Origin of the sequence: Streptomyces sp. MUSC 14 (assembly GCF_001866675.1) — a bacterium.
Taxonomy (GTDB): Bacteria; Actinomycetota; Actinomycetes; order Streptomycetales; family Streptomycetaceae; genus Streptomyces.
In genome coordinates, this window is the sequence record NZ_MLYN01000028.1 from 139,675 (window position 1) to 153,545 (window position 13,871).

At 72.6% G+C, this 13,871-nt stretch carries 12 protein-coding genes; 8 read left to right on the forward strand and 4 right to left on the reverse strand.

Features of this window, described 5'->3' with window-relative positions:
- The first annotated feature begins 153 nt into the window (after nucleotides 1–153).
- Nucleotides 154–597: an ATP-binding protein gene (locus tag BIV25_RS19255; protein WP_071373579.1), complete on the forward strand. Its 444-nt coding sequence runs from the start codon at nucleotides 154–156 to the stop codon at nucleotides 595–597.
- Nucleotides 598–675: 78 nt separating this feature from the next.
- On the opposite strand, the gene BIV25_RS19260 is transcribed toward BIV25_RS19255, so the two are convergent.
- Nucleotides 676–1,716: a DUF2637 domain-containing protein gene (locus BIV25_RS19260; protein ID WP_071373580.1), complete on the reverse strand. Its 1,041-nt coding sequence runs from the start codon at nucleotides 1,714–1,716 to the stop codon at nucleotides 676–678.
- Between the two features lie 435 nt (nucleotides 1,717–2,151).
- On the opposite strand from BIV25_RS19260, the gene BIV25_RS19265 reads away from it, so the two are divergent.
- Nucleotides 2,152–2,922, forward strand: a complete 771-nt coding sequence (locus BIV25_RS19265) for a GntR family transcriptional regulator (RefSeq protein ID WP_071373668.1) — start codon at nucleotides 2,152–2,154, stop codon at nucleotides 2,920–2,922.
- Between the two features lie 149 nt (nucleotides 2,923–3,071).
- On the opposite strand, the gene BIV25_RS19270 is transcribed toward BIV25_RS19265, so the two are convergent.
- Nucleotides 3,072–3,854: a hypothetical protein gene (locus BIV25_RS19270; protein ID WP_071373669.1), complete on the reverse strand. Its 783-nt coding sequence runs from the start codon at nucleotides 3,852–3,854 to the stop codon at nucleotides 3,072–3,074.
- Between the two features lie 160 nt (nucleotides 3,855–4,014).
- On the reverse strand, nucleotides 4,015–5,688 hold the full coding sequence (locus tag BIV25_RS19275) for a PucR family transcriptional regulator ligand-binding domain-containing protein (RefSeq protein ID WP_071373581.1): 1,674 nt from the start codon (nucleotides 5,686–5,688) through the stop codon (nucleotides 4,015–4,017).
- Between the two features lie 344 nt (nucleotides 5,689–6,032).
- On the opposite strand from BIV25_RS19275, the gene BIV25_RS19280 reads away from it, so the two are divergent.
- The 6 genes from BIV25_RS19280 (at nucleotide 6,033) to BIV25_RS19305 (ending at nucleotide 13,390) form a co-directional block, all read left to right on the forward strand.
- Nucleotides 6,033–6,926: a xanthine dehydrogenase family protein subunit M gene (locus BIV25_RS19280; RefSeq protein ID WP_071373582.1), complete on the forward strand. Its 894-nt coding sequence runs from the start codon at nucleotides 6,033–6,035 to the stop codon at nucleotides 6,924–6,926.
- On the forward strand, nucleotides 6,926–7,498 hold the full coding sequence (locus BIV25_RS19285) for a (2Fe-2S)-binding protein (RefSeq protein ID WP_071373583.1): 573 nt from the start codon (nucleotides 6,926–6,928) through the stop codon (nucleotides 7,496–7,498). The genes BIV25_RS19280 and BIV25_RS19285 overlap by 1 nt, the downstream gene beginning before the upstream one ends.
- Nucleotide 7,499: 1 nt before the next feature.
- Nucleotides 7,500–9,881: a xanthine dehydrogenase family protein molybdopterin-binding subunit gene (locus BIV25_RS19290; protein ID WP_071373584.1), complete on the forward strand. Its 2,382-nt coding sequence runs from the start codon at nucleotides 7,500–7,502 to the stop codon at nucleotides 9,879–9,881.
- Between the two features lie 153 nt (nucleotides 9,882–10,034).
- Nucleotides 10,035–11,492, forward strand: coding sequence for an NCS2 family permease (locus tag BIV25_RS19295; protein WP_071373585.1), 1,458 nt, complete (start codon nucleotides 10,035–10,037; stop codon nucleotides 11,490–11,492).
- 45 nt (nucleotides 11,493–11,537) lie between these two features.
- The gene (locus BIV25_RS19300; protein ID WP_071373586.1) at nucleotides 11,538–12,689 is read left to right on the forward strand and encodes an XdhC family protein; all 1,152 of its coding nucleotides are present in this window, start codon (nucleotides 11,538–11,540) and stop codon (nucleotides 12,687–12,689) included.
- Nucleotides 12,690–12,745: 56 nt separating this feature from the next.
- A complete protein-coding gene (locus BIV25_RS19305) occupies nucleotides 12,746–13,390 on the forward strand; it encodes a LysE family translocator (protein WP_071373587.1) in 645 nt (214 codons plus the stop codon).
- Between the two features lie 29 nt (nucleotides 13,391–13,419).
- Here BIV25_RS19305 and BIV25_RS19310 read toward each other — a convergent pair whose 3' ends face one another.
- Nucleotides 13,420–13,860 (reverse strand): SRPBCC family protein, encoded by a 441-nt coding sequence (locus tag BIV25_RS19310; protein WP_071373588.1) that lies wholly within the window; start codon nucleotides 13,858–13,860, stop codon nucleotides 13,420–13,422.
- Nucleotides 13,861–13,871: the final 11 nt, after the last annotated feature.

Here is a 13,871-nt window from a genome sequence, read left to right on the forward strand (position 1 = left end):
CCCGTGGCCGACAAGCGGTCCTCGGGCGGGGGCCAGGACTGCCCCGGTTTCTGCTGGGCAAGCATCCCCCGTGAACGTGTTCGACCAGGAGGGGCAGGGGAAGACAGCGTGCGGGCGGGGGTCATGAAGAGGCAGGCACGAGGGGGCGGGCCCATGGTCGTGGGGGCCGCCACGGACACGACGGGGGAAGCGGCCGGCACCACCACGGATCACGCGCACCGGTTCCGGCGCAGGCTGGGGCGGGCGGATCTGCGGGCGGTGCCCGAGGCCCGGCGGGAACTGCGCGAACTGCTGCGGCACTGGGGCAAGCCCGGCCGCTCGGAGATCGCCGAACTGCTCACCAGCGAACTGGTCACCAACGCGCTCGTCCACACCGACGACGACGCGGTCCTCACGGCTGTCGTGGCGCCGGGCGGACTGCGCGTGGAGGTACGGGACTTCGTGGCCGGCAGACCCGAGCCGCGGGGGCCGGAGACGGACGACGACACCCACGGCCGGGGCCTGGTGCTGGTGCAGTCCCTCGCGGACGCCTGGGGCGTACGGCCGCACGGCGTGGGCAAGTCGGTGTGGTTCGAACTGGGCGCCGAGGCGGCCTGAGCGCGCGGACGGTGCGGGGCGGGCCGGGGGTGTGACCCGTGCGGTCACACCCCCGGCCCGGAGCAGGCGTGCGTCGTCCTAGCCGAACTGCTGCTCCAGGTCCTTCAGCTTGCGCTCCAGGGAGTCCAGGCGCGGCAGTGCCATGGTGTCGTCCTCCGCGGTGAGGTCGACGGTCAGCGACTCAGATCCGCTGCGGACCGGCTGCAGGGAGGGACGGGCGCGTACGGGCAGTTGCTCCGCGCCGGATATGGCAGGCTCCGCGGCGACTTCGGCGGGGGCGCGCTCGACGGCGCCCACCTCGACCTCGACCTGGCGGCCGGCGCGTCCGACGAAGCCGCGGTGGCCGCGGCTGATGGCCTTCAGCTGGGCGCGCTCGATGCGCTGCTGGTCGCGCCGGCGCTGCCGCGTCTCGTCCTTCTGCCGCTTGTCGTCGCGGACCTCCTCGACCGCCTCGTCGAGGCTGCGCACGCCCTCCAGGAGCATCAGCGACCAGGCCTTGTAGGTCTCGCGGGGGGCGCGCAGCCAGCGCACGATGCGGATCTGCGGCAGCGGACGCGGCACCAGGCCCTGCTCGCGCAGCGCGGCCCGGCGGGTCTGCTTCAGCGCGCGGTCGAACAGGACGGCCGCCGACAGCGACATGCCGGAGAAGAACTGGGGGGCTCCGGCGTGGCCGGCGCCCCGGGGCGCGTGCACCCAGTTGAACCAGGCCGCCGCGGCGGCGAACATCCAGACGAGGATCCGGGAGCCGAGCGCGGCGTCACCGTGGCTGGCCTCGCGCACGGCGAGCACCGAGCAGAACATCGCCGCGCCGTCCAGGCCGAACGGCACCAGGTACTGCCAGCCGTCGGTCAGCCCCAGGTTCTGCTCGCCGAAGCCGACGAGGCCGTGGAAGGACAGGGCGGCCGCGACCGCCGCACAGCAGAACAGCAGCACGTAGGAGGCGGTGCCGTATATGGCCTCCTTGCGCCGCCGGCGCTCCTCGCTGCGCTCCCACGAGTCGTCCGCGCTCGCGTTCTCCCCGGCGGAGCGCTTGCCGCGCGCGAGCACCGCCACCGCCGCCAGCATGCCCAGGAGCAGTACGGCGCCCGGAAGCAGCCAGTTCAGCGATATCAGCTTCATCAGGGGTCCCTTGCATTGGGATAGGGCGTAACGCCCGCCATAGTGGCCCACTCCCGACGGCCCTCAGAGGGTTTCGGGGCAAGAGGCCGCCAAGAAGGTGCAAGGGGATGCCCAGGACGGCGTTCTGCTCGAACTGCCGCATGAGGGGCGGGAGTTGAGTTCGAATAAGAATACCCGGACGGGTGGTGCCGCGGAAAGTTCCCGTGACACGTGAGGAGGTTGTGAAGTGCGGGTGAGCCACCGTGGACGATCTTAGTGGACGGGCGGCGCCGTCTTGATCACACTTAGGCAAGCCTGACTTTATCGATTCAGCGGCGGCGGCGCCGGTGAGTTTGAACCTCCGGGTTCTGCGCCTAAGGTGCTTGACGGACAGGTGACAACCCGCCGTTAATGGCCCAAGTGCCGACAAGCCGCCAGGAGGATCCCGTGGACCCCGTGAAGCAGGGCACCCAGGGCTGCGCCCGGGTGCCCGCGCAGGCACGCGTGGCGCAGGCCTCCTGCCCCTCCGGCGGCCCCTGGGAGCGGGAGGCCGCGCAGCCCGGCGCCCGCGGCGAGCACCCGCACGCCGAGCCGCCGATACCCGGGCCCCGGGCCGCGGTGCAGCGCTCCTCGGTGCGCGGCCAGATCCTGGACGCGCTGCGCACCGCCCTGGTCACCGGCGAGCTGGAGCCGGGCGAGGTGTACTCGGCGCCGGTGCTCGGCGAGCGCTTCGGGGTCTCGGCGACGCCCGTGCGGGAGGCCATGCAGCAGCTCGCCCAGGAGGGCGCCGTCGAGGTCGTGCCCAACCGGGGCTTCCGGGTCGTCCGGCGCGGTGCGCGCGAGCTGTCCGAGCTGGCGGAGGTGCGCGGGCTCATCGAGGTGCCGGTGATGCTGCGGCTCGCCCGTACGGTGCCGGCCGAGCGGTGGGCCGAGCTGCGGCCGCTGGCGGAGGACACGGTCCGCGCGGCGGCCGCCGGCTGTCCCGCCACGTACGCCGAGTCCGACCGGGCCTTCCACGCCGCGCTCCTCGCCCTGTCCGGCAACGAACAGCTGGTCCGCATCGCCTCCGACCTGCACCGCCGCTCCCAGTGGCCGCCGGTGCGCCAGGGCCGCGGGTATCTGGTCGCCGACGCGGCGGAGCACATGGCGCTGCTGGAGGCGCTGGTCGCGGGGGACGTGGACGTGGTGCGGGGACTGGTCTCCGAGCATTTCGCCGGCGCGGGCTGAGCGGGGCGGGGGAGCGCCGGGGAAGGGGGTCCGCTGTCTCCCGGGTGCGGTTCGGCGGGGGCCGTTCGCGCCCACGCGGCGGAGCCGCGTATCGACACAGCCCCGCGCCCCTGGGGAGGTGCCCTCACCCGGCAACGTGACAGTACCCCCTACGCCGTCGCCACCCCCGGTGCCGGTGGTGCCAACTGCCGTGCCAGCCAGGTCGGTACGCCGCCCAGCAGGCGGAACAGGCGGCGGGCCTCCTCCCGCAGCCGGGACGCCTCCGGCTCGGTCTCCGCGTCGGCCAGGGAGGCGAGGGCCGGGGCCGTGCCGACCAGGTAGCCCAACTCCTCCCTGATCCGCAGGGATTCGGCGAAGCCGTGCCGCGCCTCGGCCAACTCGCCGTCGCGCAGGGCGAGTCCGGCCAGGTGGCGCCAGGTGAAGGACAGCAGGAGCGGGTCGGCGTGGGCCGTGGCGCCCGCGTGGGCGCGGCGGTAGGCCGCGCGGGCCGCCTGCGGGGAGCCGGTGAGGTTCTCGGCCAGCAGGCCCCGCCGGAAGTCCAGCAGCGCCCGGCCCGCCGCGCCCGGCGGGATCAGCGCCGCCGCCCGGCCCAGTGCCGCCCGCGCCTCGTCCGCGCGGTCCCGCACCGTGTGCAGCGTTGCCGCGTAGGCCAGTTGACCGCGCTCGCAGGCCGCGGCGCCGCGCTCCTCGTCGGTGTGCGCGAGCGCCTCCGCCGTACGCAGCGCGTCCTCCGCCTCCGCCCAGCCCCGCTCGGTGTACAGACACCGTTCGACCAGCAGCGCGGCCCGCTGGAGGGCCGGCGCGGGGACGTCGGGCGGCAGCAGGGCCGCCGCGTCCGCCCAGCAGGCCCGCGAGCGCAGCCGCCACACCGCGGTCTGGAGCGGATCGTCACCGGTGGTCGTTCCGTCGCCAGACATGGCGGAGTGCGCCACGTTGCCCTCCCCGAGCACGCCATCGAGCTGTTGAGTGGTGGCGGCATTCCAGCACCATTCGCCGGGCCGGGCCAAGGGGGTGGGTGAAAGTTTTCACAAAGTAGAGGGGTGCGGGCGTGACCGCGTTTGCGCGTGTTGCCCCTGCGCGCCCCCGCTGACCTCAGCTCATCCGCAGGGCCAGGAAGAAGTCCAGCTTGTCCTCCAGGCGCGAGAGGTCCCGTCCCGTCAACTGCTCGATCCGGCCGACCCGGTAGCGCAGCGTGTTGACATGCAGGTGGAGCCGGGTGGCGCAGCGGGTCCAGGAGCCGTCGCAGTCGAGGAACGCCTCCAGGGTCGGGATCAGCTCGGCGCGGTGGCGGCGGTCGTAGTCCGTCAGCGGGTCCAGCAGCCGGGCCGTGAAGGCGCGGCGGACGTCGTCCGGGACGAAGGGCAGCAGCAGGACGTGCGAGGCCAGCTCCTGGTGGCCGGCCGCGCAGACCCGGCCGGGGCGGGCGGCGGCCACCCGGCGGGCGTGCCGGGCCTCCTCCAGGGCGCCGCGCAGGCCCTCCGCCGAGTGCACGGCCGCGCTGACGCCGAGGGTGAGCCGCCCGTCGCCGTCCAGGCCCGCCGACAGCGGCTCGCGTACGGCCTTCAGCAGGGCGTCGGCCAGCAGCCCGGTCTCGGAGCCGTCGTGCTCGGTGGAGACCGCCGGGAGGGGGACCAGGGCGATCGCCTCGTCGCCGGTGTGCGCGACCGCGATCCGGTCCGACGGCTCCGGGCCCGTGGCCTGCGGGTCGACCAGCACCTCCTCCAGCAGCGACTGGGCGACCGGGCCGCCCTCGACCTGCTCGCCGTCCCACTCCACGCGGGCCACCACGACCTGCCAGTGCGGGGCCGTGCCGAGCCCCGGCAGCAGCACCGGGGCGGCCACCCTGAGGCGGGCCGCGATCTCGGCGGGCGCGGCACCCGTCTGGACCAGCTCCAGGACCTCCTGGGCCAGCCGGCGCCGTACCGTGCGCGCCGCGTCCCGGCGGTCCCGCTCGACGGCGATCAGCTGGGTCACGCCCTGGAGCAGGTCCATCCGCTCCTCGGGCCAGTCGCCCGCGTCCGCCTCGACGGCCAGCAGCCAGTCCGACAGGACGGTCTCGCGCACGTCGCGGGCGGCCTGCGGGGTGCGGCCCGAGGAGCGGATCGGGAAGAGGGAGTACGTGGCGCCGCCCAGCAGGATCCGGTGCGGGCCGCGCCGGCCGGTGCGGGTGGCGGACAGGTGCTCGGCGGCCAGCTTCGCGCAGGTCTCGGCGGGCAGGTCGGGGCCCGCCTCCTTGGAGCCGGCGATCAGCCGGCCGGTGGGGGAGAGCACCCAGGCGCGCAGGTCCAGGTCGGTGCCGAGCAGGTCCAGGACGACGTCCGGGCCGCCGCCCGCCGGGCCCGAGGTCATCATCCGCCGGTGCCGGTCCACCACGGCCGCCAGGTCCCCGGCGCGCTCGCTGGAGACCTGTCGTACGACGTGCTCGGTGATCGTCGCGAAGGCCACCGACTCGTGCACCGCGAACAGCGGCAGCCGGTGCCGGGCGCAGGCCAGCACCAGGTCCTCGGGCACGTCGCCCAGCTCCGCCTCGCCGGCCGCGAGGGCCGCCACCCCGGCCTGCACCAGGATGCGGACGAACGGTTCGGAGTCGTCGGCGTCCCGGCGCCAGGCGAGGCCCGTCAGCACCAGCTCGCCGCCGGAGAGGTACCGGCTCGGGTCGCGCAGGTCGGTCGTCATGACCCCGCGCACCGAGCGGTCCAGCTCGTCCTCGCCGCCGAGCAGCCGCAGCCCCAGCACATCGGTGTCCAGAAGTGCGCGCAGCCGCATCTCGTCGCCGCCGTTCTTGTGTCTCGAAACCTACGATGGATCTTGGAGGGTGACGCGGGAAGGGCCCGGCACGGGGCCGTACAGGGCGCAGTCCGGAGTCTCCGCAGTGTTTCCCGCGTTTCCCCGGGGAATCGGAGAGGTTACCGATGACCTCCGTTCATACGAATCTACAAGATGCCCGTGGTGGCCAGCCAACTCCTTCATGGTTTCGGTGACTGACCCCGCCGGAGTACGGGGCGGTGTACTGAGTCCACTCCGCGTTAACAGGACATGAACGAGCCGCGCCCGCCGCACACGGATTGGCTCAATCTGCACGACTCACGAGACGAAGAAGAGAGCCGGTCATGGACTTCCTTCGCCCCGCCAGCTGGGAGGAGGCGCTCGCCGCGAAGGCCGAGCACCCCACCGCTGTGCCGATTGCGGGTGGCACCGATGTGATGGTCGAGATCAACTTCGACCACCGCCGGCCCGAGTACCTGCTGGACCTCAACCGCATCGGTGAGCTCACCGAGTGGGAGATCGGCGAGGAGAGCGTACGGCTGGGTGCCTCCGTCCCGTACACGAAGATCATGGAGAACCTCCGTGCCGAGCTGCCGGGCCTCGCGCTCGCCTCGCACACGGTCGCCTCCCCGCAGATCCGCAACCGCGGCGGCGTCGGCGGCAACCTCGGCACGGCCTCGCCCGCCGGTGACGCGCACCCCGCCCTCCTCGCCGCCGGCGCCGAGGTCGAGGCGGAGTCCGCGGCCCGCGGCACCCGCCTCATCCCGATCGACGAGTTCTACACCGGCGTCAAGCGCAACGCGCTCCAGCCCGACGAGCTGATCCGCGCCGTACACGTCAAGAAGGCGGACGGCCCGCAGCAGTACTCGAAGGTCGGCACCCGCAACGCCATGGTCATCGCCGTGTGCGCCTTCGGCCTCGCGCTGCACCCCGAGACCCGCACCGTGCGCACCGGCATCGGCTCGGCCGCGCCCACCCCCGTGCGGGCCAAGGCCGCCGAGGAGTTCCTGAACGCCGCGCTGGAGGAGGGCGGCTTCTGGGACAACGGCAAGATCATCACCCCGTCGGTCGCCAAGCAGTTCGCGGAGCTGTGCTCCGGTTCCTGCAACCCGATCGACGACGTCCGCGGCACCGCGAGCTACCGCCGCCACGCGGTCGGTGTCATGGCCCGCCGGACGCTGACCTGGACCTGGGAGTCGTACCGCGGCGCCCGCCGCGCATCCGAGGGAGCTGCGTAATGCGCGTCAACTTCACCGTCAACGGACGCCCGCAGGAAGCCGACGACGTCTGGGAGGGCGAGTCCCTGCTGTACGTCCTGCGCGAGCGCATGGGCCTGCCCGGCTCCAAGAACGCCTGTGAGCAGGGCGAGTGCGGTTCCTGCACCGTCCGCCTGGACGGCGTGCCGGTCTGTTCCTGCCTGGTCGCGGCCGGCCAGGTCGAGGGCCGTGACGTCGTGACCGTCGAGGGCCTCGCGGACTTCGCCAAGGAGCGGTCCTGCGGTACGGGTGCCTGCGGTACGACGCTGCAGGACGCCCAGCAGTGGAAGGCCAAGGGCACCGACTCGCAGACCGGCGAGGGCACCGAACTCAGCCCGATCCAGCAGGCGTTCATCGACGCCGGCGCCGTCCAGTGCGGTTTCTGCACCCCGGGTCTGCTCGTCGCCTCCGACGAACTCCTGGAGCGCAACCCGAACCCGACCGACGCGGACATCCGCGAGGCGCTGTCGGGCAACCTGTGCCGCTGCACGGGCTACGAGAAGATCATGGACGCGGTCCGCCTCGCGGCCGCCCGCCAGTCCGAGGGAGTCTGACATGCCGACCACCGGCGCTCCTACGAAGATCACCCAGGGCTCCCAGACCAAGGGCGGCGTCGGTGAGTCCACGCTCCGCCCGGACGGCACGCTCAAGGTCACCGGCGAGTTCGCGTACTCGTCCGACATGTGGCACGAGGACATGCTGTGGGGCCAGATCCTGCGCTCCACCGTCGCCCACGCCGAGATCGTCTCGATCGACACCTCCGAGGCGCTCGCCATGCCGGGCGTGTACGCGATCATGACGTACGACGACCTGCCCACCGAGGTGAAGAACTACGGCCTGGAGATCCAGGACACCCCGGTCCTCGCGCACGGCAAGGTACGCCATCACGGCGAGCCGGTCGCGATCGTCGCCGCAGACCACCCGGAGACGGCCCGCCGCGCCGCCGCCAAGATCAAGGTCGACTACAAGGAACTCCCGGTCATCACCGACGAGGCCTCCGCGACCGCGCCGGACGCGATCCTCGTCCACGAGGGCCGCGACGACCACCACAGCGGACACGTCCCGCACCCCAACATCGTCCACCGCCAGCCGATCGTGCGCGGAAACGCCGACGAGGCCGCGAGGCGCGCGGACGTCATCGTCACGGGCGAGTACACCTTCGGCATGCAGGACCAGGCCTTCCTCGGCCCCGAGTCCGGCCTCGCCGTGCCCGAGGAGGACGGCGGCGTCCACCTCTACATCGCCACCCAGTGGCTCCACTCCGACCTGCGCCAGATCGCGCCCGTCCTCGGCCTGCCCGAGGAGAAGGTGCGGATGACGCTGGCCGGCGTCGGCGGCGCGTTCGGCGGCCGCGAGGACCTGTCGATGCAGATCCACGCCTGTCTGCTCGCCCTGCGCACCGGCAAGCCGGTGAAGATCGTCTACAACCGGTTCGAGTCCTTCTTCGGACACGTCCACCGCCACCCGGCCAAGCTGTACTACGAGCACGGGGCCACGCGCGACGGCAAGCTGACGCACATGAAGTGCAAGATCGTTCTGGACGGCGGCGCCTACGCCTCCGCCTCCCCGGCGGTCGTCGGCAACGCCTCCTCCCTCTCCGTCGGCCCGTACGTCATCGACGACGTCGACATCGAGGCCATCGCGCTCTACACCAACAACCCGCCCTGCGGCGCCATGCGCGGCTTCGGCGCGGTCCAGGCGTGCTTCGCCTACGAGGCGCAGATGGACAAGCTGGCGAAGCGGCTCGGCATGGACCCGGTGGAGTTCCGGCAGCTCAACGCCATGGAGCAGGGCACCATCATGCCGACGGGCCAGCCCGTCGACTCGCCCGCTCCGGTCGCCGAACTCCTGCGCCGCATCAAGGCGATGCCGCTGCCGCCCGAGCGCCAGTGGGAGTCCAGCGAGGGCGCCGACGTACGGCAGCTGCCCGGCGGTCTGTCCAACACCACGCACGGCGAGGGCGTCGTACGCGGCATCGGCTACGCGGTCGGCATCAAGAACGTCGGCTTCTCCGAGGGATTCGACGACTACTCCACCGCCAAGGTCCGCATGGAGGTCATCGGCGGCGAGCCGGTCGCCACCGTGCACACCGCGATGGCGGAGGTCGGCCAGGGCGGTGTCACCGTTCACGCGCAGATCGCCCGCACCGAGCTCGGCGTCACCCAGGTGACCATCCACCCGGCCGACACCCAGGTGGGCAGCGCCGGTTCGACCTCGGCCTCCCGGCAGACGTACGTCACCGGCGGCGCCGTGAAGCACACCTGCGAACTCGTCCGCGAGAAGGTCCTGGAGCTCGGCCGGCGCAAGTTCGGCTCCTACCACCCGGCCTGGGCGACCGCCGAACTCCTGCTGGAGGGCGGCAAGGTCGTCACCGACGGCGGCGAGGTCCTCGGCGACGTGGCCGACGTCCTCGAAGGCGAGACCGTGGAGATCGAGGCGGAGTGGCGGCACCGGCCGACCGAGGCCTTCGACCTGCACACCGGGCAGGGCAACGGCCATGTCCAGTACTCCTTCGCCGCGCACCGCGCCGTCGTCGAGGTCGACACCGAGCTCGGCCTGGTCAAGGTCATCGAACTGGCCTGCGCCCAGGACGTCGGCAAGGCGCTCAACCCGCTCTCCGTCGTCGGCCAGATCCAGGGCGGTACGACGCAGGGCCTGGGCGTCGCGGTGATGGAGGAGATCATCGTCGACCCGAAGACTGCGAAGGTCAGGAACCCCTCCTTCACCGACTACCTGATCCCGACCATCCTCGACACGCCGACCATCCCGGTCGACGTCCTCGAACTCGCCGACGACCACGCCCCGTACGGGCTGCGCGGCATCGGCGAGGCCCCCACCCTGTCGTCCACCCCGGCCGTCCTCGCGGCGATCCGCAACGCGACCGGGCTGGAGCTCAACCGCACTCCGGTACGGCCCGAGCACCTCACGGGGAGCTGACCCTCCGGGGATTCAACCCCTGTTCTCCCGGGGGGACTTCGTCCCCCCGGACCCCCACTGTTCGTCTCGGGCCGTCCCCCGGGTCGTCCAATCCCAAATCTCGTGCCGACAAGGAATGGCACGGGTGCCCCTGTGAACCTTGGGAGTTGGCCCATGACCCAGCAGTCAGTGGAGCCCAGGACCGCAGCCGACGACGCCGGCGACGGCAGTCGCGTCCCGGCCGGACGGTCCTGGCTCGACCGGTACTTCCACATATCCGGAAGAGGATCCTCGGTCGCGCGTGAGGTGCGCGGCGGCATCACCACCTTCATGGCGATGGCCTACATCCTCCTGCTCAACCCGCTCATCCTGTCCGGCAAGGACGTCCACGGCGACACGCTCGGCCAGAAGGCGCTGATCACCGCGACCGCGCTGGCCGCCGCGTTCACGACGCTGCTGATGGGCTTCGCCGGCAAGGTGCCGCTCGCGCTCGCCGCCGGCCTGTCCGTCTCGGGCGTGCTGTCCTCGCAGGTCGCCCCCAACATGACCTGGCCGCAGGCCATGGGCATGTGCGTGATGTACGGCGCGGTCATCATGCTGCTGGTCGTCACCGGCCTGCGCGAGATGATCATGAACGCGATCCCGCTCGCGCTCAAGCACGGCATCACCATGGGCATCGGCCTGTTCATCGCGCTCATCGGTCTCTACAAGTCCGGCTTCGTGCACCAGGGCAAGGAGACCCCGCTCAGCCTCGGTCCGGCGGGCCAGCTCACCGGCTGGCCGGTGCTGCTGTTCGCCGGCACCCTGCTGCTGATCTTCATGCTCCAGGCCCGCAACGTCCCCGGCGCCATCCTCATCGGCATCGTCTCCGGCACGATCGTCGCCTCGGTCCTCAACGGCCTCGGCGTCATCGACCCCAAGCAGTGGGCCAACGGCGCCCCCGAACTGCACGGCAGCGCCGTGTCGATGCCCGACTTCTCGCTCCTCGGGCACGTCGAGTTCGGCGGCTGGGGCAAGGTCGGCGCGATGACGATCGCCATGATCGTCTTCACCCTCGTGCTGGCCGGCTTCTTCGACGCGATGGCCACCATCATCGGCGTCGGCACCGAGGCGAACCTTGCCGACGAGAAGGGCCGGATGCCCGGCCTGTCCAAGGCGCTGTTCATCGACGGCATGGGCGGCGCGATCGGCGGCGTGGCGGGCGGCTCCGGCCAGACGGTCTTCATCGAGTCCGCGACCGGCGTCGGCGAGGGCGCCCGTACCGGCCTCGCCTCCGTCGTCACCGGTCTGTTCTTCGCGGCCTGCCTCTTCTTCACCCCGGTCACCGCGATCGTCCCGCAGGAGGTCGCCTCCGCGGCCCTGGTGGTCATCGGCGCCATGATGCTGATGAACGCCCGGCACGTGGACTGGGCCGACCGCGCCACCGCGATCCCGGTCTTCCTGACCGTCGTCCTGATGCCGTTCACGTACACCATCACCACCGGTGTCGCCGCGGGCGTCATCTCCTACACCGCCATCAAGGCCGCCCAGGGCAAGGCCCGCGAGATCGGTGCCTTCATGTGGGGTCTGACGGTCGTCTTCCTGGTCTACTTCGCCCTTCATCCCATCGAGGCCTGGCTCGGCGTGCACTAGCCGGGCCGACGCCCTGGGAAAACAACCCCGTTAGGAGATCGAGAGATGCTGGACATCGCCGAGGAGCTGAACCGGTGGGTCGAGCAGGGCCGTGACTTCGCCGTGGCCACCGTCGTGGCCGTCGGCGGCAGCGCCCCGCGCCAGGTGGGCGCCGCCCTCGCGGTGGACGCCGACGGCACCGCGATCGGCTCGGTTTCCGGCGGGTGCGTGGAGGGCGCCGTGTACGAGCTGTGCCGGCAGGCGTTGGAGGACGGCGAGACCGTGCTCGAACGCTTCGGCTACAGCGACGAGGACGCCTTCGCCGTCGGCCTGACCTGCGGCGGAATCATCGACATCCTCGTCACACCGGTCCGGGCGGACGGTCCCGCCCGGCCGGTGCTCGCAGCCGCGCTGGCCGCCGCCGCCCGTGGGGAGGCGGCGGCGGTCGCGCGGATCGTGGACGGCCCGGCCGAGCTGCGGGGCCGGGCCCTCCTCGTCCGCCCCGACGGCTCGTACGACGGTGGCTACGGCGCCCACCCCGAGCTGGACCGCACCGTCGCCGCCGAGGCCGGCGCCTTCCTGGACGCGGGCCGCACCGGCACCCTGGAGATCGGCGAACAGGGCTCGCGCTGCGGCGCCCCGCTCACGGTCCTGGTGGAGTCCTCCGTCCCCGCCCCCCGCATGATCGTCTTCGGTGCCATCGACTTCGCCTCCGCGCTGGTCCGCGTCGGCAAGTTCCTCGGCTACCACGTCACCGTGTGCGACGCCCGCCCGGTGTTCGCGACCCGCACCCGCTTCCCGGACGCCGACGAGATCGTCGTCGAGTGGCCGCACCGCTACCTGGAGCGCACCGACACCGACGCCCGCACCGTGCTGTGCGTCCTCACCCACGACGCCAAGTTCGACGTGCCGCTGCTGCGGCTCGCCCTGCGCCTCCCGGTCGCCTACGTCGGCGCGATGGGCTCGCGCCGCACCCACCTCGACCGCAACCAGCGGCTGCGCGACGTCGGCGTCACCGAACTCGAACTGGCCCGCCTGCGCTCGCCCATCGGCCTCGACCTCGGCGCCCGTACGCCCGAGGAGACGGCCCTGTCCATCGGCGCGGAGATCGTCGCCGGCCGGCGCGGCGGCAGCGGGGTCGCGCTGACCGGCGCACACACCCCGATCCACCACGACCCGGCGTCCCGGCCGGCGGTGCGGATCGGGTCGGTGGCCTGAGCGGCCCGGAACAAAAGGGTTTGCGGGCAGGCACCGGGCCCGGCTTGCATGGGGGCATGGTGTCCACCGACCGGCTGGCCGCCTTCGCGGCGCTGTCCCTCCTGCTCATCGTGGTTCCAGGCCCCAGCGTGCTGTTCGTGGTCGGCCGCGCCCTCGCGCACGGCCGCCGGGCCGCGCTGACCACCGTCGCCGGCAACACCCTCGGCGCGTACGTGCTCGTCGTGGCCGTCGCGCTCGGCATCGGCTCGGTCGTGGAGCGCTCGGTGCTCGTCTTCACCGCCCTGAAGCTCGCGGGCGCCGCGTATCTCGTGTACCTCGGCGTCAGGGCCTGGCGCGGACGGGGCTCGCTGCGGGCCGCGTTCGCGCAGCCGGACGGTGGCCCCCGGCGCGGGTCCCTGCGGACCTTGGGGGAAGGCTTCGCGGTCGGCGTGGCCAACCCCAAGACGACGGTGTTCTTCGCCGCGGTGCTGCCGCAGTTCGTGGATCCCGGGCAGGGGCACGCCACCGGCCAGATGCTGCTGCTCGGGCTGGTCTTCAACGGCATCGCGCTCGCCTCGGACAGCGTGTGGGGGCTGGTCGCCTCCGGCGCGCGGCAGTGGTTCGCGCGCTCGCCCCGGCGGCTGTCCGCCGTCGGCGGGATCGGCGGGCTGACCATGATCGGACTCGGTGTGACGGTGGCGGTGACGGGGCGGACGGACTGAACGCCCCGAAGGCGCGCGGTGCGGTGCCGTCACGCCCGTCGGAGCAACTGGTTGACGGCTCGTCCGAACACCACGGTCGCCGTACGTTCCAGTACGACGTCCAGGAGCCGAGGAGCGCACCGCACCCGCAGCTCCTCCCGCCACACCACCCTGCTCCGGCCCCCCGGCCCCGGCGCGACCTCGATCTCCGCCCAGCCCAGCACCACCCGCCCCCGCTTCTCCAGACGGCACAGGCCGGGGCGGCCGTCGGCGGGCGGGCGCCAGACCGTGATCTCCATGACGTCGTCGAAGGCGAGCGGGCCGACGCCGGAGCGGGCGGCGAAACGCGTGCCCACCCCGGTCGGCGGCGGTGTGAGCACGCTGATCCGGGTCAGCGGGACCGCGTCGGCGTGGCGGGGCCAGTCGGTGAGCCGGCGCCACGCCTCGTCGAGGGGGAGCGGGGCCGTGCGGGTGAAGGAGAAGGTCGGCACGGCAAGATCGT